This is a genomic window from Thermoanaerobacterales bacterium (genome assembly GCA_030019475.1).
Taxonomy (GTDB): Bacteria; Bacillota; Desulfotomaculia; order Desulfotomaculales; family JASEER01; genus JASEER01.
The window spans coordinates 1-18685 of sequence record JASEER010000043.1; the positions used below are offsets into that span (position 1 = coordinate 1).

Consider the following 18685-nt stretch of genomic DNA (forward strand, 5'->3'; position numbering starts at 1 on the left):
CTGGCGCGCGCGCACGAAATGCGGGACCTGACACGGGAACTGGGGATGATCTTTATTGTCAACGACCGCCTGGACATCGCGCTCGCCGCGGGGGCCGACGGGGTGCACCTGGGGCAGGACGACCTGCCCCTGGCCGCCGCCCGGGCCGTTGCCGGGCGGGACCTGATCATCGGGGTTTCCACGCACAGCCTCGAACAAGCCCTGGCCGCCGAGGAAGCGGGGGCGGATTACATCGGGGTGGGGCCGGTCTTTCCCACGGCCACCAAGCCGGATTATAGTGTTGTGGGACTTGAGCTTGTACGGCAGGTGGCCGAAAGGGTGCGTATCCCGTTTGTCGCCATCGGCGGCATCGACCGGACCAACGCCGCCGCGGTCCTGGCCGCGGGCGCACGGCGCCTGGCGGTGGTCCGGGCCGTCTTCGGCGCCCCCGATATCGAGGAGGCCGCCGCCGCTTTGGTGGAGCAGATCAAACGTTGCAAGGAGGGAACCGGCCTTGACACAGATGCTGCAGGCCCTGCAGGGTAAGATCACGCCGGAAATGGAAAGGATAGCGGCAAGCGAGGGGCGCGAGGCCGAGTTCATCCGCCGGGGGGTGGCTGAGGGCACAATCGTTATCCCGGCCAACAGGAACCACGCCGGGCTGGTGCCGGCCGCCGTCGGCCGCGGCCTGCGCACCAAGGTGAACGCCAATATCGGCACCTCGACGGGGCTCCGGTCGTTGGACAATGAGCTTAACAAACTGCGGGTCGTCCTGGATGCGGGGGCGGACACGGTCATGGACCTCAGCACCGGCGGCGACCTCGACGAGATCCGCCGCCGCCTGCTGGCCGCCTGCCCGGCCCCGCTGGGGACGGTACCCATCTACCAGGCCGCCGTGGAGGCCAAGGAGCGCCACGGGAGCATTGTGGCCATGACCGCCGACGAGCTGTTCGCCGTTATCGAACGGCAGGCCGCCGACGGTGTGGACTTTATCACCGTGCACTGCGGAGTGACGTTAGAGACGGTCGCCCGCCTGCGGGAACAGGGCCGGATCACCGACATCGTCAGCCGGGGCGGTTCCTTCCTGACCGGCTGGATGCTGCACAACGGTCGGGAAAACCCGCTCTACGAGCAGTTCGACCGGCTCCTGGAGATCTGCCTGGCCCACGACGTCACCCTCAGCCTGGGCGACGGGCTGCGGCCCGGCTGCCTGGCGGACGCCACCGACCGGGCGCAGGTGCAGGAACTTCTCATTCTTGGGGAACTGGTGTCGCGGGCCAGGGCGCGGGGTGTGCAGGCGATGGTCGAGGGTCCCGGCCACGTGCCGCTGGACCAGGTGGCCATGAACATCCAGCTGCAGAAAGCTCTCTGCCAGGGGGCGCCCTTCTACGTCCTGGGCCCCCTGGTGACCGATGTCGCCCCCGGCTACGACCACATCACCGCCGCCATCGGCGGGGCCGTGGCCGCCATGGCCGGGGCCGATTTCATCTGTTATGTGACACCGGCCGAGCACCTCGGCTTGCCGACCATCGAGGACGTGCGCGAAGGGGTCATCGCCGCCCGCATCGCGGGGCACGCCGCCGACATCGTCAAGGGCGTGCCCGGGGCCGGGGAGTGGGACGCCGAGATGTCCCGGGCGCGCAAAGCCCTGGACTGGGAGCGGCAGATGGAACTGGCCCTCGACCCCGTCCGGGCGCGGCGTTACCATGCCGAACGCAACCCCGGACAGGCCGAGGGCCGGCGGGAGTGCACCATGTGCGGAGAGTACTGTGCCATGCGGCTCGTGGAGGGCTTTCTCGGACGGAAGCAGGGGATGTGTTAGTAATTGCGGTCTACTGTTCCAAGGGGCATTTGAGATACCGATGCGGCTTGGAGAAATCGGGGAAGAAGGCCTGATCAAGCGCTGGGCCCGGGGATTGCGGCTGTCTGCGGGCGTCGTCCGGGGCGTGGGGGACGACGCCGCCGTCCTCTGCGCCCCGGAAGGCGAACTGCTGCTCTTTACGACCGACATGCTGGTCGAAGGCGTGCACTTCACCCCGGCCCTTGTCCCCTACCGAGACCTGGGTTACAAGGCCCTGGCCGTGAACGTCAGCGACATCGCCGCCATGGGCGGTACGCCGCGCTGGGCCGTGGTCAGCCTGGGCCTGCCCCCCGGGGCCGCCGTGGAAGACCTGGACGCCTTTTACGCGGGGCTGAGCGAGGCGGCGGAGGCCTTCGGGGTGAGCATCGTCGGCGGGGATACCGTCCGCAGCCCCCGGGACCTGGTGGTGAACGTCGCCCTCCTGGGCGGCGCCGCACCCGACCGCGTCCTTTACCGTTCCGGGGCGCGTCCCGGGGACGCGGTCTTCGTTACCGGGAGCATCGGCGCCGCGGCCGCCGGCCTGTTCCTGCTGCAACACCCGGTACCCGAGTGTCCCGAAGAGGTGCAAGCGGTCCTCGTCCACGCCCATCGCCGGCCCGTGCCGCGGGTGGCCGCCGGTTCGGCGCTGGCCGCCGGCGGGGCCGTCACGGCGCTGGCCGATCTGAGCGACGGGCTGGCCACCGACCTGGCCCGGATTTGCGCGGCCAGCGGGACCGGCGCCCTGGTCCGCGCGCGGGACCTGCCCGTGAGCCCCGAGGCGCGGCTCCTGGCCCGGCTGGCCGGGACCGACCCCCTGGAATGGGCGCTCTACGGGGGCGAGGACTACGAACTGGTAGGTACCGCCCGTCCGGAGGACCTGCCCCGCTTGCGCGCGACCCTTGCCGCCATAGGCGTGCCACTGGCCGCGGTGGGTGAGGTTCGTCCCCGGGAGGCCGGCCTATACCTTCGGGATGAAACGGGCCGGGAAAGGCCCCTTTCACCCGGGGGGTACCAGCATTTCCCCGGGAACGAGGCGAGGTGACCAACGCTTGCTCAAAGTGAGGACGGGCTCCCCGGAAGAGACACTGGCCCTCGGCGCGGCCCTCGGGCAACTCTTGCGCCCCGGTGACCTCCTGTGCCTTTCGGGGGACCTCGGCGCGGGAAAAACGGCCTTCGCCCAGGGAGTGGCACGGGGGCTGGGGGTGGAAGGCCCGGTGACCAGCCCGACCTTTATCATCGTGAACGAGTACGAGGGCCGGCTGCCCTTTTATCACTTTGACGTTTACCGCCTGGATGACCCCGAAGAGATCACCCTTCTCGGTTTCGACGACTACCTGGAGGGAAACGGGGTTACCTTGATTGAATGGGCGGAACGTATCGAGAGGGCCCTGCCGGAGGAACGGCTGGGCATCAAGATCGAGCGGGACGGCGAGACGGGGCGGGTTTTCACCTTTGACGCCCGGGGTTCCCGCTACACCAGGCTGGTCGAGGAGTTGAGCCGGATTGCTCGTCCTGGGAATTGAGACTACCGGCCCGGTGCTGAGCGTGGGCCTGACGGATGGGCGGCAGCCGCTCGCCGAGACGTCCCTTTACGGCGCGCGTATCCACTCCGTGCGTCTCCTGCCGGCCATTAAGGACTTGCTTGCCGCCGCGGGCCGTACCTGCGGCGATCTCACGGGTGTCGCGGTCTCCCGCGGACCGGGGTCTTTTACCGGACTGCGCATCGGCCTGACCGTGGCCAAGACCCTGGCCCAGGTCCTATCCCTGCCCGCGGTGGGCGTGTCCTCCCTGGACGTGCTGGCCTATCCCTTAACCCGGAACGGAGGGGCGGCAATGGCCCTGGTGCCCGCCCGCAGGGGCGAGGTCTACGCCGCGCTTTACGAAGGCCCCGGGGAGGAACCCGTGGTGGGGCCGCGAAACATGGACCTGGCGCAACTGCTCACCGCGCTTGCCGACATTCCCGAAGGTCCCCTGCTATGCGTCGGCGAGGCGGCGGCGCTTTACGCCGGTGAACTGCGGCAGGCCCTGGGCGGGCGGCTGCGGCTGGTCCCGCCGGCCCTGAACCATCCTCGCGGCGCCGTGGTCGCTCAACTGGGGGTGGAACATCTCGCCCGGGGCGAGGCGGATGACCCTCTGCAACTGCAGCCCGTATACCTGCGCCTGTCGGCGGCCGAGATGGCATGGCAGGCACGCTGCCGGGGGGAGCAAGCCTGATGGTGACCTTTCAACCACTCTCCATCGAGCACCTGGACGCCATAGAGGAGATCGAGAAGAAGTCGTTCCCGACCCCTTGGCCGCGGCAGACCTTCGAGTTCGAGATCCTTTATAACGACCTGGCACACTACCTTGTGGCCGTCTGTGAAGGCCGGGTGGCCGGCTACGGAGGTTTCTGGATGGTGCTCGACGAGGCGCACGTTACCAATGTCGCCGTTCACCCCACCTTCCGCGGCCGCAAAATCGGCCGGGCGCTCATGGTAGCGTTGATGCAGCGCGCCGTCGCGCTGGGCGCCGACCGTATGACCCTTGAAGTCCGCCCGTCCAACACTATCGCCCGCAATCTGTACACCAGCCTTGGTTTTAGCGAGACGTACCGCCGCAGGGGCTATTACCAGGACAACAATGAGGACGCCATTGTCATGTGGAACAACTGCCTGACCCGCACATTAAAGCCCAGAGCGTAGGCGGCGACGCTCTGGGCCGGTGACCTTAAGGGCGGATGCTAGTTGTACCAGGCGATATGCGCGCAATCGACCCAGTAGAAGGGGATGAACGGGATAGGGGTTGCTCCTACCCTGATCGTCACCCCTGACAGGATGAGAATACCCAGGTCGAATACGCCCACTACGGTTCCGGTAACAGTATGGTCATTATCCAGGCCGACGGAGACAAAGTTCCCGACCTTGTTGGCCAATGTCCGGCAGGCCAGGTTAGTCGCCGAAAAGCAGCTGCTCATTCCGCACGAACCTCCTCTCCATTATTCACTTCTTCACTAACTTTTGCACTGAATCCGGCATGGTGGTGCTCGCCGACGACGCTACAATGTCCTGGCAGGGAACCTCAACAAAGGCCGGGGCCGGGACGAGTGCGCCGGCGGAATTGAAGATGAAGAGCGGCGGCACTAGCTGGACGTTGTTCCGGAAGACGCCGGCGACCACGCCCAGGACCAGGAAACCGTTACGGAGACTGAGGATGGCGAAGTTGCCGATCTCAAAGCGCAGTTTGCGGAAGCAGAAATTTACGGCCATCTCTATACCCCCTTTAGGTTTAATCTAGTACCTGAACCATTATATGGAACCGTACTCCATGATGTAACTCCGATTCCATGCCTTTCTAGGATAATGAAATTCAGATAAATGGTTATATTCGACCTGCCGGGTGCCGAACGGTATGGCAGGACTGCCATTATTTACTGACCCTGCGTCTGTTACCAACCTCTTATCGCAGGCATAAGCTGGAGAAACGAAAGGAACTGAGGGGGGCTTTCGGTGGGCAGACAGGACCTTGCCTCACTCATCTCGCTGATCGCCCTATCCTCCGGGGAAGGTACGGCTGGGAAGTCCCACGTGCATATTTTTGAGGGAACGATGGATGAGGCCGGGGGTCACCGGCATGTCTATGCCGGGGTGACCGGGGTGGCGACCGGGCCCGAGGAAGCCCATACCCATCCCCTGACCGGCTTAAGTGACATCGCCGGCCGGCATTTACACCGTCTGGAGGGCGTAACGGGCCCCGCTTGTTACCAGCCGGACGGCGGGCACACCCATCAATACAACGGCCGGACCCTGGAAAGCGATGGGCATACCCATTCCTTCGCCGGAGAGACCAGCGGGGAACGCCCGGCCTGAGGTCGGTAGGGGTTTCCATAAAGCCACTCCCTTTAAAGAGGGGGTGGCTTTTTAAGTTCCAGCGGCTAAATCCACTATAAACAGCAATTTTTTCAATCGCCCGGGAAAATGCGGATAGCAAGCAAATGAAGGCAAAGGAGCAACCCAGCTTTGTTTTTTGTTGATAGCTGAAAGGAAAGCAGCCTTGCCTGATGACTGTTAATAACAGATAATAAGGGGGCCTGTAAAAGGCATGGCGTATTATCCCCAGTTCTGTGACAGAGGTGTCCCCGGTGTCCTTCACCCTTTGCCTGGCATACGGCGAGAGGAATGAGCTTCTCGACCTGGCTTACCGGTATACCCCCCGTATCGAGCCCCTTGGCGACGGAAGCGCCTTTCTTAGCCTTCCTTCCGGCGGTTTAGCCCGTTTTTTCGCCTCCCTGGCCGGCGCCTTTCCGGAGGGCGAGGTGCAGGGGGGAGCGGGTTCCAGCCCTCTTATCGCCCGGGCGGCCCTACTGGCGGGGCGGGACGGGTGGCGGCGGGGGCTTAAGGTATGCCGTTATGCCCGTGGGGCGGCCTATTGCGTGCCGCCCGGAGGGGAGCGTACGTTTATCTCGGCCCTGCCGGTGGCCAGGCTCTGGCCCGTGCCGGAGGACGTACGCCGGGCCCTGTCCGCCTCGGGTTTTTTGACCCTCGGCGAGGTCGCCCGGGCCGGGGAGCAGGTGCTGGTTGCCCGTTTCGGACCGCTCGGCCGGCTGATTGCCGCTTACGCCCGCGGGGAAGACGGGCGGCGCGTGGCTGCCCTCTATCCGCCGGCGATCCTTTCCTGGCGCCGGGAACTGCCCGGGGTTTCGTCATCGGCTCCTCTTCTCCCGGCGCTGGAGGAGGGGGCGCGTGACCTGGCGCGGGAATTGCGGGAACGGGGGATGGGCTGCCGGCGGCTGGAACTCACCCTGACCGTCGATCACGGGCCATCCCTTTCTTTAGCGCGGGTAACGGCCGGCCTGCCGCCGGACGCGGTGCGCCTCTATACCCAACTGTCCCTGCTCCTGGCACGCCTGGAACCGCGGGAGGCGGTGGCCGCCGTGCGGGTGGTGGCCGCGGAACTCTACCCCCTGGTTCCCCAGCAGGTCGATCTTTTTGCCTTCCGCCAGGCGGCGGGGCAGGAAAACCTGGCCCGGGCGGTGGCCGCGGTGGAGGAAAAGCACCCGGGGAGCCTGGTCCGGGCGCGTTCCCTGCTCACCGGCCTGCGCCGGGAGCGGGCGCTGGCCTGTTACGACCCGTGGCGGGCCGATCGGTCGTCAGCAGCCGGTCAAGAGCTTGCGGGAGGCCGCTGTCGGGAGGCGGGACGGGGGATGGCTGTGTAATGCCCCGGCTGATCGACCGTCCGGTGACGGTAAGCGTCTCCGCATGCGGCCTGCCGGAGTGCTTTTCCTGGCGGGGGCGGACCTACCGGGTGACCCGGCTCCTGGATTTATGGCGGGAAACGGGCCGCTGGTGGGCGGGGGAGAGGCCCCGCTTCTTCTACCGGGTGGCCGCCGGGGAGAAAGGGGTCTTTGAGCTTTACCGGGAGGAAGGCGCGCCGGCCTGGTATCTGTATAAGGCGTATGACTGATTGCCGCCAGAGCGCGCACCGACATCGGGGCAGAGGTGAGGGTCAGGGGTGTCCCCCGGAACGGCTTCCAGCACTCAACTTACTGCCTTAGGAAAGCCGTCTGTACTTAGGTTTGCAATTCAACCAAAGTATAAAGTTGAGTGCTGGACTGGAAGTGGAGGGGGATTCCCCTGACCCTCACCCAGCCGATGGACGGCCCCTACCAAGCCTGCCTAAAGAAGGGTGGGAAGCGAGAGGTGAGAGGTGAGAAGTGAGAGGTGGGAAGTGGGATGTTTGAAGGAATTCGCTTCGCGAATTCCCATCCGCCGTTCTCACCTCTCACCTCCCACATCCCACATCTCATTCGGGGTGGGCCGGGGGCGGATAGAGGAGGCCTATGACTGAGCGGTCTTTCGTTCACCTGCATGTCCATTCGTCCTTTTCCTTCCTGGACGGGGCGAGCCCGGTCGAGGACCTGGCGGCGGCCGCTGCGGCGGCGGGCATGCCCGCCCTGGCCCTGACGGACCACGACAACGTCAGCGGGGCGGTCCGCTTCCACCGCTGCTGCCGCGCCGCCGGCATAAAGCCCATCCAGGGGACCGAGGTGACCCTGGCGAACGGCTGCCACCTGGTGCTGCTGGCCGACGGGCCGGAGGGCTACGCCGCCCTCTGCCGCCTGCTGACGAGGGCCCACCTGGAAAACCCCCGCGGTGCGCCCCGGGTGGGCTGGGACGCGCTGGCGGAGGCGGCGCGGGAGACGCCTTGTCTCTACGCGCTTTCCTGTTGCCGCCGCGGAGAGGTGCCGGGCCTTGTGCTTGCGGGGCGCCTGCGGGAGGCCGAGGATGCCGCCCGGCGCTACCGCCGCCTTTTCGGCCGCCGCTTTTACCTGGAACTGATCCAGGACCTCACCCCCGGAGCCCGCGACCTGAACCGCCGCCTGGCGGAACTGGCGCAATGCCTGGGCCTGGAGACGGTCGCCACGAACAACGTCCACTTCGCCGAGCGGGACGGCTTTCCGGTGCATGACCTTTTGACCTGCGCACGTACGGATACGGCGCTGGAGGATGTCCACCCCGAGCGCCGCCTGAACGACCAGCTCTACCTGAAGGGCCCGGCGGCGATGGAAGCCCTCTTCCGGGAGCACCCCCGCGCCGTGGCCAATGCTTTGTCCCTCGCCGAAACTATTCGCCCGGCCCTGGAACAGGACGTTTCGCGCCTGCCGCGCTACCCCCTCCCGCCGGGGTGGGAGGCCTTTACCCTGTTGCGGCACCTGGTCCGCCGGGGGGCGGAGAAGCGTTACGGCTGCGCCGACGGTGAGGTCGGGGCGCGCCTGGAGCATGAACTGGCGGTCATCGGCCGCCTGGGGTTCGCGGACTACTTCCTGGTCGCCTGGGATACCGCCCGCTGGGCGCGCCGGCAGGGCATCCGCTGCGCCGGGCGGGGTTCGGCCGCCGACTCGGCGGTGGCCTACTGCCTGGGGATCACGGCGGTCGACCCCATCGCCCGGGGGCTTTTATTCGAGCGCTTCCTCAGCCTGGAGCGGGCCGGGAAGCCCGATATCGACATCGACTTCGACGCCCGCCGCCGGGACGAGGTGGCCGCCTACGTGAGCGAGCGCTACGGGGGCGCGGCGCACGTGGCGTGGGTGGCCACCTACCAGACCTACCGCGCCCGCTCCGCGATCCGCGACCTGGGGCGGGTGCTCGGGATGGACGAGGCGTTCCTCGACCGCCTGGCGAAGCGCATGCCCCCCTTCCTGCCGGCCGACGCCATCGAAGAGGCCCTGGAACACTACCCCGAACTGCGGGATCCCGCTTTCCATACCGGACCCTGCCGCAGGCTCTACCGCTACTGCGCCGCCGTGGCCGGGTTCCCCCGCTTCCTGGGTACCCACCTGGGGGGGCTGGTGCTCAGCGGGATGCCGCTGGCCGCGGTCAGCCCCTTGCAGAAGGCGGCCAAGGGGGTGGAGATCGTCCAGTTCGACAAGGACGACGTGGATGAACTGGGGCTGATGAAGTTCGACCTTCTTTCCCTGCGCGCCCTCAGCGCCGTGGAAGAGGCGGTGGAGAACATCCGTAGGGCCGATCCGTCCTTTGACTATGACCGCCTGCCCGAGGACGACCCCCGGACCTACGCCATGCTGCGGGCGGGGGAGACGGTGGGCGTTTTTCAACTGGAGAGCCCGGCGCAGCGCGCCCTGCAGGCGCGGCTGGGCGCGTCCGGCATGGAGGACATCGTCGCCGGCCTGGCCCTGATCCGCCCGGGGCCGATCAAGGGCAACATGGTCGATCCCTATATCGCCCGGCGGCAGGGGAGAGAGCCGGTGCGCTTCGCCCATCCGGCGCTGGAACTCATCCTGGGCAAGACCTACGGGGTAGTCCTCTTCCAGGAGCAGGTCATCGCCATCGCCACGGCTGTCGCCGGCTTTTCCCCGGGGGAGGCGGACCGTCTGCGCCGGGTCATGAGCCACCACCGTTCGGGGCGGGAAATGGAGGCCATTGGTGAGGAGTTCGTCTCCCGGGCGGTGGCCAACGGGGTGGACGAGGCCGTCGCGCGGGAGATCTTCGCCGGTATCCGGGGTTACGCCAGTTATGGCTTCTGCGAGGCCCATGCCGCAGCTTTTGCCGTGACGGCCTACAGGACGGCCTACCTGGCCCGCCACCGCCCCGCGGAGTACTTCGCGGCCCTCCTCTCCAACCAGCCGATGGGCTTTTACAACCCGAACACCCTCTGCGTCGTCGCCCGCCGCCGGGGAGTCCGGATCCTGCCGCCGGACATTAACCGCAGCCGGGAGCGGTTCACCGTCGAGGATGGGGCGATCCGGGTCTCCCTGGGACGGGTGCGGGAGCTTTCGGTCGGGACCCTGGCCGCCCTGCTGGCGGAGCGGGAGGCGAAAGGCCCCTTCGCCTCGCTGGAGGATTTCCTGGCGCGGGTGCGGGTGGCGCGGGATGAAGCCGCGTCCCTGATCCTCTGCGGAGCCTTCGACGCCCTGCACCCCAACCGCCGCGTCCTGCTGGCACGGCTGGGAGCTGCCCCGCCCGGGACGGCGGGGGATAAGAGCGCCCTTTTCGCCGCCGACGCCGGACGGCCGGCCGAGGGGCCGGATTTTTCGGCGGCGGAAAAGAGGCGGCTGGAATACGAGGTCCTGGGGATCTATATCCACGGCCATCCCCTGGAGGAACGGCGGGCGGAACTGGCGTCCCGGGGCTACCTCTCCAGCGCCGGCGTCGGCCGGGCGGTGGACGGGCAGCGGGTGCGGGTGGCCGGGCTGGTCGTGCGGCCGCATCGCCCGCCCACGCGCAGCGGGCGGACGGTGGTTTTCTTTTCGTTAGAGGACGAATACGGCCTGGCGGACGTCACCGTCTTCGAAGACTGCTACCGGCGCAGCGGGTGGGTGCTCTTTGCCGGGGCCGAAGCGGTCGGCGTACGGGGGGTCGTCCGGCGCCGGGGCGGGGGAGCGGCCGTCGTGGCGGAAGAGATCACGGCTTTGGAAGATCGGTAGCGCAGGGCGGCACCTCGTAAACCTGGGCTTTCCGGTCTTTGTAGTCTTCGGGGGCCTTTCCGGGCCGCCAGCCCTTGGAGGTAAGCTCCACGTAGAAATATTTCTTTCCGTTCCATGGGTAATAAGTCCCCTCGGCCCTGCAGGCCAGGCCGAGGGCGACATGGTCCTCGTAACGCAGCATGGCCGTGCCGTAGCCCATCCGGCGCAACAGCGCGGCGGCCAGGATCACGCGGTCCTCGCAGTCCCCGCCGTCCACCAGGGTCTCAACCGGGTACTGCTCGTAGCCTGTAGGGTCGGAGGTATAGGGCAGGCACTCCTGGATAAAGGTGATGACCAGTTCGGCGCGTTCCAGGTCGTTAAAGCCGCTTTCCCCGGCCGCCGCCTCAAACTTCCCGGCCAGGGCCGCAAGGAAGGCGGCACTATGCTGCTCGGTCGCGTAGGGGAGGAAGAAATCACGTTCAAACTGTGCTATCCTGGCCTCTACCGCCGCGGCATCGTCCCCTTCATCGAATTGGTAGAGGCGCGGCAGGTGGTGGAAGTATTCATACAGCTCTGCGGGGACTTGCAATTTCCAGTGCCAGTCGCACCCGTTATAACGCCAGCGATAATCCCGGGAAAAGGGGGGAGGCGGGGGATTGACGATCGCCGTTTCGCTGGCCTTGTCCCACGAGACGTCATAGCCCAGGCTTTCACCGACAAAGCGCAGGGGGACCATGGTCCGGCCCCGGACAACCATCGGCGGCACGTCCAGCACCTGCGGCTGCCCGTTCAGATAGGCCGTTTTCCGCCCGACGTAAAGGCATAGGCGGACGTCCGCCCGCGTGGCGGTGACCGTCGCGCCGTCCCACTCGACCTCGGCTCCCGCGGCCTCCAGAACGGGACGGAACGGGATCAGCAGCCGCCCCTCGATACTGACCGGCGGCACGTCGAGCGCCAGGGTCCGGCCGCCGACCAGCACGCGCGGCGCGGCTCCCGCAGCAACGGGGCCCATCACCGTCAACCCGATGGCCACGAACGCCACCATAAAAAAGCGGCGGAGCATCATCCTGAGTCCTCTCCCTTTCCGGCAAAACCGGTCGAAAAAAGGGCCAGCATTATTGCTGGCCCTGGCAGTTCTTTGTTTTTCCTTTACCGGGCGTACCGCTGGCGGTTGGCCTGGAAGCACTCCCTGCAGTAAACGGGCTTGGAACCGGTAGGCTCGAAGGGAACCTCGGTTTCCGCCCCGCACCGGGCGCATACGGCCGGGTACATCTGGCGGGGAGCGCCGTAGCCGCCGTTCCTGCGCGCTGCACGCTTAGCGGCGCGGCATTCCGGGCACCTGGCGGGCAGGTTCTCGAACCCTTTCTCTGCATAGAATTCCTGTTCACCGGCGGTGAACACGAATTCCGCGCCGCAGTCCCTGCACGTCAGTGTCTTGTCCTCGAACACCAAACTATCTCTCCTTAGATTCTTGAACTCTCCAAAGTCAACCCGCGGGGCCCACCATAGCCAGCATTTCCCCACCAAGAGAGATAGCCCAGGGTAGCCTCGGTGTTGAAATCTTTAGAGGCGTTACTAGTATAACCCAGTTGACAAGAAAAAGCAACTTTGGCCATTGAAAAAATAAAAAGTCGTCCGAAAACTCCCTCAGATCCTTCCTTTTAATTCATAGAGGGGTTAGAATATGGTTTGAAAAGGAGGGGACAGGCATGCAAATCGGAGAGAGCGAAGCCCACTTTCTGGCTTTCAGCAAAGCGGTACTGGATGAGGAAAAGCGTGAAAAGCCGGAGATGGACGTTTTCGAGTTCGAGATTCCGGTTAAGAAGTTGCGCCGGGCGGGGTTCCGCGAGGATGAATTGCAGCGCGTGGCCCAGTCCTTGGAGTTAAAGGGCCTTGTTAAACTGCACTTCAATCACCGGGACGAACTGAAGCGGCTGCGCCTGCGCCCCCGGGCCCTGGACACGCTGGAGGAATACCTGGCGGCGAACGCCGGCGGCCGGGGCATGGTCGCTGCGCCGGCGGAGGCGGGGGATCCGGCGGCGCAGGCCCGGGCCCTGGCCCGCAGGATGGCCCAGGCCGCGCGCGCGGACCGGGATTGGTCGGCCTTGCACGCCCTGGCCGAGAACATCCTGCAGGAAGAGACCGCGGGTGACAGGTTAACCCTTCTGGAACACCTTGACGTGCTGGTGCAGCAGGCCGCGCTGACCGGGGACGACCGGCGGCCGAGCGTTATCGATACTCTGGCCCGGCAGGTGGAGGCACTGCTGCCGGTCGGGGGGGAGGCCCGCAGGGCCTGGGATACGTTCAAGAGTAAACTCTAGAACACCATTCGGGACCTTCCGTTTGTTATCCGGCGCCGCCGCCCGGGTGCCCGCGTGCCCCTCCCCGGTACGTTCCCGCCCGGAACGGCGGCGCTTCCGTGCCCGTCCCGTGCTTGGGCAGGCGGTGGCAGGTTACTCGGTTAAGGACCTCCCGGCTTGGCGCGCCATCCGCTGCGCGCGCACGCTGCCGGGGGGTTCGCCGCTGACGGCCGGATCGACATAGGCGCTGGGCGGGGTGTCGGGGCGGTCCCCGGTTTCTTCGGCCCGCCTGTCGAAGTCCACGTCGAAATGTTCGGCGGCCAGGGCCCCCGGGTCAAGCGAGTCTCTCTTAGCGGCCATGTAGTTTTTCCCTCCTCTCTTGTTTCACTCTTAGCCTTCCGGACTGCGGCCCATCCCATTCACCCGGCTGCAAGACCGGTGTATGCCCGCTCGTCATCAGGTAGAATAGACGGGAAGAGGGGGTTGAAGAGCGCCTTGAGCGTAACCGTCCTGGGTATCGAGTCCAGTTGCGATGAAACGGCGGCGGCGGTGGTGATCGACGGCTCCCGGGTCGCCTCGAATATCATCGCCTCGCAGGTCAATCTGCACGCACGGTTTGGGGGCGTGGTGCCGGAGGTGGCTTCCCGGCGGCACCTGGAGGGGATCAACGCCGTCATCGCGGAGGCCCTGGAACAGGGAGGGGTCAAATTCAAGGACCTGGACGCTGTGGCAGTGACCATGGGGCCCGGGCTGGCCGGCTCGCTGCTCGTGGGCCTGATGGCGGCCAAGACCATCGCCATGGCCCTTGATATCCCCCTGGTGGGGGTGCACCACCTGGAGGCCCACATCTACGCCAACTTTCTTGTGGCTCCGGACCTGTCCTTCCCCGTGCTGGCCCTGGTCGTTTCCGGGGGCCACACGGACCTTTACCTGATGGAACGTCACGGAGACTTCCGCCTGCTGGGCCGGACGCGCGACGACGCCGCGGGGGAGGCCTTCGACAAAGTGGCGCGAGTCATCGGGCTGGGCTATCCCGGCGGTCCGCTGATCGAGAAAGCGGCACGCGACGGTGATCCCGAGGCCGTTCCCCTGCCGCGGGCGTACCTGGAGGAAAACAGCTATGATTTCAGTTTCAGCGGCCTGAAGACGGCGGTCATCACCTACCTGGATAGGGCTCGGCGCGCGGGAGGCGAACCCCGCCCGGCCGACCTGGCGGCCGGTTTCCAGGCGGCGGTGACCGATGTCCTGGTCGACAAGGTTATGGCGGCGGCGCGGGCTTTTCAGCCGGCGCGGGTCGTCCTGGCGGGCGGGGTGGCGGCCAACGGCGCCCTGCGCCGGGCGCTGGAGCGCCGGGCGGCCGAAGCCGGCCTGGCGGTTAACGTGCCTCCCCCGGTGCTCTGCACCGACAATGCGGCGATGGTGGCGTGTGCCGGTTACTACCGCTACCTGAGGGGCGAGTTTTCGCCCCTGACGCTGAACGCCACGGCCGGCCTGCCTCTCGACCATGCCTGACCGCACGGACGACGGCTACCTGCGGGCGCTCATCCTCCGGACCGTGCAGGAGGCGAACATCCTTCCCCTCACCTCGGCCTGCAACCTTTCCTGCCTCTTCTGCAGCCACCGGCAGAATCCGCCCGGGCTTGATGTCTATCGCCTGCCCCCGCGGCCGCCGGAGGTGGTCGCCGGCCTCGCCGAGTGGCTCGACCCGCAACGTCCGGTGGTCATCGGGGAATCGGCGACCCGGATTATCGAGGGCGAGCCGCTGGCCTACCCCGGCTGGGCCGCCGTGCTTCGCCGCCTGCGGGAGAGGCTTCCCGTCACTCCCATCCAGGTTACGACGAACGGCAGCCTGTTGACAGAGGCGGCCGTGGCGACACTGGCCTCCCTGGCCGGGGTCATGGTTTACCTGTCGTTGAACAGCGCCAGTCCGGAGAAGCGCCGCCGGCTGATGGGCGACCCGGCGCCCGAGCGCGCCGTCGCCGCTCCCGCATTGCTCGCCCGGTACAGGGTGCCCTTTCATGGCAGCGTGGTGGCCATGCCTCACGTTACCGGCTGGGATGACCTGCGCCGGACCGTCCGGTTCCTGGCGGCTTCCGGCGCGGAAACGGTGCGCGTCTTTCTCCCGGGGCATACCCGCTACGCCCGCGGGGCGGCCGTCTTGCCCCCCGGGCTCTGGGAGCGTCTGGCAGAGTTCCTCGGCGAGTTGCGGGCGGAGCTGGACGTGCCGCTGACCATGGAACCCGCGCTTCTCGGTGATCTGCGGCCGGAAGTGGCCGGGGTCGCCAAAGGCTCCCCCGCCTGGCGGGCCGGGTTTAAGACCGGGGACGTGGTGGAGAGCGTGGCGGGAAAACCCGTTTTCTCGCGCGTGGATGCCTACCGGCGCCTGTGGCGCGCGCGGGATCCGGAGGCCGTCCTGCGGCGGGGAGGGGAACGCCGGCGGGTCCGGCTCACCAAGCCGGCCCGCGCCTCTTCGGGAGCCGTCTTTCTGTTCGACCTGGACCCGCGGGACGTGGAACGCGTCCGGCAGGCCGCGCACTCCCGCCGCGCCCGGCGGGTCCTCGTGTTGACCGGCGAACTGGCGGCGCCCCTTTTGCGTGCCGGTCTCCCGGCGAAGGATGAGGGGGAACCAGGGGGCTACACCGTGGCGGCCGTCCCCAACCGTTTCTTCGGGGGTTCGATCGCCTGCGCGGGGCTGCTCACGGTGGCCGACCTGGAGGCGGCGTTAAGGGAATACCTGTCGCACGGGGAAGAGCCGGACCTCGTGCTGCTGCCCGGGCGGGCCTTTGACCACCGCCGGCGTGACCTCACCGGCCGCGCGGCGGGTGAACTGGCGGTGCCGGGAAGGACGGAGGTGGAAGTCCTATGACGGGTACGAAGGATGAGCTTCGCCGCGACTTCCTGGAGCGGCGGGGGGCGATGTCCTCCACGGAAGTGGCGGTGGCGAGCGCGGCCATCGGGCGGCGGGTCCTCGCGCTGGAGGACTTCCTGCGGGCGGGGACGGTCATGGCGTATGTAGACGTGCGCAGTGAGGTGCGGACGGGCGGCCTGATCCGCGCTGCCCTGCGGCGCGGCCAGAGGGTGGCCCTGCCCGTTCCGGACCCGCGGACCGGGCATATGGTCGCGGCCCTGGCGGCCGCTTACCCGGCGGGCCTGGTCCCGGGGCCCTACGGCATCCCCGTCCCGTCTCCGGGGTCAGAGGCGGTGTCACCCCCCGACCTGGATTGCGTCCTGGTGCCGGGAGTGGCTTTTGACGAAGACGGCTTCCGCCTCGGGTACGGCGGCGGCTACTACGACCGGTTCCTCTCCGGCATCCGGGGCCGGGCGCTGGCCGTCGGCCTGGCCTACGCCTGGCAGGTGGTGCCCCGTCTGGCGCGGGAGCCGCACGACCGGCCCGTGGACCTGGTGGTCACCGAGGAGTGGGTCTTGCGGCGGGACGCCGGCCGCTGAACGGGACCGCGGTTCTTACCAGGCTGTGACACGCTCGGGATGCGTGTAGACGCTTACCCGGTCCGGGCGGGCGAAGGCCACCAGGGTGATGCCGTTTTCCCCGGCCAGGTGGATGGCCAGTGTGGTCGGCGCCCCCCGGGCGATAACCATCGGCAGGCCCATGGTCACGAGTTTCATAACGATCTTGGCCGTGCACCGGCCGCTGAACAGCATCGCCTTATCCCCGGTGGTAATGCCTTCCAGCAGGCAGTGGCCGTAAATCTTGTCCATCACGTTATGGCGCCCGGTGTCCTCGTAAATAAAGAGCAGTCTCCCCTCCCGGTCGGCAAGTCCGCCGGTATGGACGCCGCCGGTACGCTGGAAAAGGCTGGAGACGGTCGGCAACGCCCCGGCCAGGGCCCGGACCTGGCCGGCCGCAAGGCGGAGAAGACCGGGAGCCGGTGGGGGGCTGTACGGAGGCAGAACGTCGGGCTTTGTCCGCACGTTGATCCCGAGTCCGTCGGGGTTGACCTCGATGGCTGCGATGCGGGCCGGGTGATCCAGGACCCCGCCCGCCATAAGGTGGCCTACGGCCAGCTCCTGCAAGGCGGCAGGCAGGCAGAGGAGGGTGGCCCGCGGGACGCCGTCCACGAAGACCGTCACCTCGGTCTCCCGGGCGATCTCTTCGTAACCGTTTGTTTGGTGATCCCGGGCCATGCGGATAAAGGGAACCAGACGGGCGAGCGATTTCGGGAAGTCCATGCGCGTGTGACCCCCTGGACAGGCTGGTGCCGTTTTCCCTATTATAAACCTGATGGCAGATTTGCATAGACGGTACCAGTGAAAGGAGTTTGAGGGATGGGTCGCCGGGAGTATCACCACCCCGAACCGGGCCCGGAAGTGCTGGAAGCCGTCCGCCAGGCGGCCGTGGACGGGCGCGTCAGCTGCGCCGCCTTGCACAGAGTGGCCGAGCGCCTGGGGGTTCCTGTCCCGGTCGTCGGCCGGGCCGCGGACCGGCTGGGCCTGAAAATAACGGCCTGCCAGTTGGGCTGCTTCTAGAATAGCGGCTCCCTGGCGTCGCTTACTCTTATCTTTGCTCTTGGTGAGGGCCTTCAAGGGGCCTTTTTGTTTTTCGGATACCCCCTTGAATAAATCTTTCCTGCAGCGGAAAGAATCTCTATTGGGTTTCTATGTCCAGGCCTTGCCCAGGGTCCGTGCCATAAAGACGTTTTAGAAAACGTAATTGAACGATTGTCGGCGAAGGATGTAAGCAATCCCCTGGCATCCCCGTTAGAGGTCCGATTTCCTGAATAGTGGGGATTTGCGTTTAAAACCCAGCCCTCATTATCATAATAACTGGTGTGAGTGTTAGCACTCATTTTCAGTGAGTGCTAATAGCAATACACAATACCATTTCCATCAAGGAGGGGTACCAGTTGATTAAGCCGCTAGGAGATCGTGTGGTGGTCAAGCCTCTGCCGATGGAGGAGCGCACCAAGGGTGGGATCGTGCTCCCCGACACGGCCAAGGAAAAGCCTCAGAAGGGCGAGGTCGTCGCCGTCGGCCCGGGCCGGCTGCTGGACAACGGTCAGCGGGTGGCCATCGACCTCAAGGCCGGTGACAAGGTTCTCTACTCCAAGTATGCCGGTAACGAGGTCAAGATCGACGACGTCGAATACCTCATCCTGCGCGAGACCGATATCCTGGGTATTATCGAATAAAGCTGAAGGAGGTTCTTTTCAGTGGCTGGTAAAGAGATCGTCTATCGCGAAGACGCCCGTGCCGCGATGGAGCGGGGTGTCAACGCCCTGGCCGACGCGGTCAAGGTGACTCTCGGCCCCAAGGGGCGGAACGTGGTTCTGGAAAAGAAGTTCGGTTCGCCGATGATCGTTAACGACGGTGTAACCATCGCCCGTGAAATCGAGCTGCCCAACCCGCTGGAGAATATGGGTGCCCAGCTTGTCAAGGAAGTAGCGACCAAGACCAACGACATCGCCGGTGACGGCACCACCACGGCCGTCGTGCTGGCTCAGGCCATCGTCCGTGCCGGGTTGAAGAACGTGGCCGCCGGCGCCAACCCGATCATCCTCAAGCGCGGTATTGAAAAGGCCGTCGAGGCCGCCGTCGAGGAGATCAAGAAGATCGCCAAGCCGGTCGAGAGCAAGGACGCCATTACCCAGGTGGCCTCGATCTCGGCCAACGACCGCACCATCGGCGAACTGATAGCCGATGCCATGGAGA

The 18685-nt window shown here is 66.5% G+C and carries 23 protein-coding genes; 17 read left to right on the forward strand and 6 right to left on the reverse strand.

All coding sequences use genetic code 11. From position 1 onward, the window contains the following. From thiE to rimI, 6 genes are all read left to right on the forward strand, one after another. On the forward strand, window positions 1–525 hold a 525-nt coding region (gene thiE / locus QMC81_10090; GenBank protein MDI6907815.1), incomplete at its 5' end, for a thiamine phosphate synthase. After that, window positions 494–1801 (forward strand): phosphomethylpyrimidine synthase ThiC, encoded by a 1308-nt coding sequence (thiC, locus tag QMC81_10095; protein MDI6907816.1) that lies wholly within the window; start codon window positions 494–496, stop codon window positions 1799–1801. The genes thiE and thiC, both read left to right, overlap by 32 nt. 40 nt (window positions 1802–1841) lie before the next feature. Continuing rightward, window positions 1842–2861: a thiamine-phosphate kinase gene (gene thiL, locus QMC81_10100; protein MDI6907817.1), complete on the forward strand. Its 1020-nt coding sequence runs from the start codon at window positions 1842–1844 to the stop codon at window positions 2859–2861. Window positions 2862–2877: 16 nt separating this feature from the next. Beyond that, window positions 2878–3342, forward strand: a complete 465-nt coding sequence (gene tsaE / locus QMC81_10105) for a tRNA (adenosine(37)-N6)-threonylcarbamoyltransferase complex ATPase subunit type 1 TsaE (GenBank protein MDI6907818.1) — start codon at window positions 2878–2880, stop codon at window positions 3340–3342. Continuing rightward, on the forward strand, window positions 3323–4033 hold the full coding sequence (tsaB, locus tag QMC81_10110) for a tRNA (adenosine(37)-N6)-threonylcarbamoyltransferase complex dimerization subunit type 1 TsaB (GenBank protein MDI6907819.1): 711 nt from the start codon (window positions 3323–3325) through the stop codon (window positions 4031–4033). The genes tsaE and tsaB overlap by 20 nt, the downstream gene beginning before the upstream one ends. Continuing rightward, entirely contained in the window at window positions 4033–4500 is a 468-nt protein-coding gene (gene rimI / locus QMC81_10115) for a ribosomal protein S18-alanine N-acetyltransferase (protein MDI6907820.1), read from the forward strand. The genes tsaB and rimI overlap by 1 nt, the downstream gene beginning before the upstream one ends. 38 nt (window positions 4501–4538) lie before the next feature. Here the strand turns inward: rimI and QMC81_10120 are convergent, their stop codons facing one another. Both QMC81_10120 and QMC81_10125 read right to left on the reverse strand, forming a co-directional pair. Further along, a complete protein-coding gene (locus QMC81_10120) occupies window positions 4539–4772 on the reverse strand; it encodes a hypothetical protein (GenBank protein MDI6907821.1) in 234 nt (77 codons plus the stop codon). Window positions 4773–4797: 25 nt separating this feature from the next. Beyond that, window positions 4798–5064: a hypothetical protein gene (locus QMC81_10125; protein MDI6907822.1), complete on the reverse strand. Its 267-nt coding sequence runs from the start codon at window positions 5062–5064 to the stop codon at window positions 4798–4800. A 240-nt stretch (window positions 5065–5304) separates the two neighbouring features. On the opposite strand from QMC81_10125, the gene QMC81_10130 reads away from it, so the two are divergent. The 4 genes from QMC81_10130 (at window position 5305) to QMC81_10145 (ending at window position 10739) form a co-directional block, all read left to right on the forward strand. Continuing rightward, complete coding sequence (locus QMC81_10130) at window positions 5305–5664, forward strand: YmaF family protein (protein MDI6907823.1); 360 nt, start codon at window positions 5305–5307, stop codon at window positions 5662–5664. Window positions 5665–5936: 272 nt separating this feature from the next. Then, on the forward strand, window positions 5937–7010 hold the full coding sequence (locus tag QMC81_10135) for a hypothetical protein (GenBank protein MDI6907824.1): 1074 nt from the start codon (window positions 5937–5939) through the stop codon (window positions 7008–7010). Further along, a complete protein-coding gene (locus tag QMC81_10140; protein MDI6907825.1) occupies window positions 7010–7258 on the forward strand; it encodes a DUF6504 family protein in 249 nt (82 codons plus the stop codon). Before QMC81_10135 ends, QMC81_10140 begins: the two co-directional genes overlap by 1 nt. A 376-nt stretch (window positions 7259–7634) precedes the next feature. Continuing rightward, window positions 7635–10739 carry a DNA polymerase III subunit alpha gene (locus QMC81_10145; protein ID MDI6907826.1) on the forward strand — a complete coding sequence of 1035 codons (3105 nt, stop codon included), beginning with the start codon at window positions 7635–7637 and terminating at the stop codon, window positions 10737–10739. Here QMC81_10145 and QMC81_10150 read toward each other — a convergent pair. Beyond that, complete coding sequence (locus QMC81_10150; protein ID MDI6907827.1) at window positions 10717–11781, reverse strand: stalk domain-containing protein; 1065 nt, start codon at window positions 11779–11781, stop codon at window positions 10717–10719. The two genes, QMC81_10145 and QMC81_10150, sit on opposite strands and share 23 nt — an antisense overlap. 86 nt (window positions 11782–11867) lie before the next feature. Beyond that, window positions 11868–12167 carry a zinc-ribbon domain containing protein gene (locus tag QMC81_10155; protein MDI6907828.1) on the reverse strand — a complete coding sequence of 100 codons (300 nt, stop codon included), beginning with the start codon at window positions 12165–12167 and terminating at the stop codon, window positions 11868–11870. 260 nt (window positions 12168–12427) lie between these two features. Between QMC81_10155 and QMC81_10160 the strand changes: the two genes are divergently transcribed. Further along, window positions 12428–13039 carry a hypothetical protein gene (locus QMC81_10160; GenBank protein MDI6907829.1) on the forward strand — a complete coding sequence of 204 codons (612 nt, stop codon included), beginning with the start codon at window positions 12428–12430 and terminating at the stop codon, window positions 13037–13039. Between the two features lie 132 nt (window positions 13040–13171). On the opposite strand, the gene QMC81_10165 is transcribed toward QMC81_10160, so the two are convergent. Further along, complete coding sequence (locus QMC81_10165) at window positions 13172–13378, reverse strand: hypothetical protein (GenBank protein ID MDI6907830.1); 207 nt, start codon at window positions 13376–13378, stop codon at window positions 13172–13174. 123 nt (window positions 13379–13501) lie between these two features. On the opposite strand from QMC81_10165, the gene tsaD reads away from it, so the two are divergent. Genes tsaD through QMC81_10180 form a run of 3 tightly spaced genes read left to right on the forward strand, consistent with a single transcriptional unit; the run spans window position 13502 to window position 16465 of the window. Continuing rightward, window positions 13502–14530 carry a tRNA (adenosine(37)-N6)-threonylcarbamoyltransferase complex transferase subunit TsaD gene (gene tsaD, locus QMC81_10170; GenBank protein ID MDI6907831.1) on the forward strand — a complete coding sequence of 343 codons (1029 nt, stop codon included), beginning with the start codon at window positions 13502–13504 and terminating at the stop codon, window positions 14528–14530. Beyond that, the gene (locus tag QMC81_10175; GenBank protein ID MDI6907832.1) at window positions 14523–15884 is read left to right on the forward strand and encodes a DUF512 domain-containing protein; all 1362 of its coding nucleotides are present in this window, start codon (window positions 14523–14525) and stop codon (window positions 15882–15884) included. Before tsaD ends, QMC81_10175 begins: the two co-directional genes overlap by 8 nt. Further along, window positions 15881–16465 (forward strand): 5-formyltetrahydrofolate cyclo-ligase, encoded by a 585-nt coding sequence (locus QMC81_10180; protein MDI6907833.1) that lies wholly within the window; start codon window positions 15881–15883, stop codon window positions 16463–16465. The genes QMC81_10175 and QMC81_10180 overlap by 4 nt, the downstream gene beginning before the upstream one ends. 15 nt (window positions 16466–16480) lie before the next feature. Here the strand turns inward: QMC81_10180 and QMC81_10185 are convergent, their stop codons facing one another. Next, on the reverse strand, window positions 16481–17206 hold the full coding sequence (locus QMC81_10185; protein MDI6907834.1) for a formate dehydrogenase accessory sulfurtransferase FdhD: 726 nt from the start codon (window positions 17204–17206) through the stop codon (window positions 16481–16483). A gap of 96 nt (window positions 17207–17302) precedes the next feature. Between QMC81_10185 and QMC81_10190 the strand changes: the two genes are divergently transcribed. The 3 genes from QMC81_10190 to QMC81_10200 form a co-directional block, all read left to right on the forward strand. After that, window positions 17303–17503: a hypothetical protein gene (locus QMC81_10190; protein MDI6907835.1), complete on the forward strand. Its 201-nt coding sequence runs from the start codon at window positions 17303–17305 to the stop codon at window positions 17501–17503. 377 nt (window positions 17504–17880) lie between these two features. Continuing rightward, on the forward strand, window positions 17881–18165 hold the full coding sequence (groES, locus tag QMC81_10195) for a co-chaperone GroES (GenBank protein MDI6907836.1): 285 nt from the start codon (window positions 17881–17883) through the stop codon (window positions 18163–18165). Window positions 18166–18231: 66 nt separating this feature from the next. Beyond that, window positions 18232–18685 (forward strand): TCP-1/cpn60 chaperonin family protein (locus QMC81_10200; protein MDI6907837.1); only part of this gene is annotated, 454 nt, incomplete at its 3' end.

Coding starts and splice junctions, on each gene's coding strand:
- QMC81_10180 (MDI6907833.1), top strand. CDS start 15,881: ATGACGGGTACGAAGGATGAGCTTCGCCGCGACTTCCTGGAGCGGCGG.
- QMC81_10140 (MDI6907825.1), top strand. CDS start 7,010: ATGCCCCGGCTGATCGACCGTCCGGTGACGGTAAGCGTCTCCGCATGC.
- QMC81_10150 (MDI6907827.1), bottom strand. CDS start 11,781: ATGCTCCGCCGCTTTTTTATGGTGGCGTTCGTGGCCATCGGGTTGACG.
- QMC81_10125 (MDI6907822.1), bottom strand. CDS start 5,064: ATGGCCGTAAATTTCTGCTTCCGCAAACTGCGCTTTGAGATCGGCAAC.
- rimI (MDI6907820.1), top strand. CDS start 4,033: ATGGTGACCTTTCAACCACTCTCCATCGAGCACCTGGACGCCATAGAG.
- QMC81_10120 (MDI6907821.1), bottom strand. CDS start 4,772: ATGAGCAGCTGCTTTTCGGCGACTAACCTGGCCTGCCGGACATTGGCC.
- QMC81_10185 (MDI6907834.1), bottom strand. CDS start 17,206: ATGGACTTCCCGAAATCGCTCGCCCGTCTGGTTCCCTTTATCCGCATG.
- QMC81_10165 (MDI6907830.1), bottom strand. CDS start 13,378: ATGGCCGCTAAGAGAGACTCGCTTGACCCGGGGGCCCTGGCCGCCGAA.
- QMC81_10145 (MDI6907826.1), top strand. CDS start 7,635: ATGACTGAGCGGTCTTTCGTTCACCTGCATGTCCATTCGTCCTTTTCC.
- QMC81_10160 (MDI6907829.1), top strand. CDS start 12,428: ATGCAAATCGGAGAGAGCGAAGCCCACTTTCTGGCTTTCAGCAAAGCG.
- QMC81_10190 (MDI6907835.1), top strand. CDS start 17,303: ATGGGTCGCCGGGAGTATCACCACCCCGAACCGGGCCCGGAAGTGCTG.
- thiL (MDI6907817.1), top strand. CDS start 1,842: ATGCGGCTTGGAGAAATCGGGGAAGAAGGCCTGATCAAGCGCTGGGCC.
- QMC81_10175 (MDI6907832.1), top strand. CDS start 14,523: ATGCCTGACCGCACGGACGACGGCTACCTGCGGGCGCTCATCCTCCGG.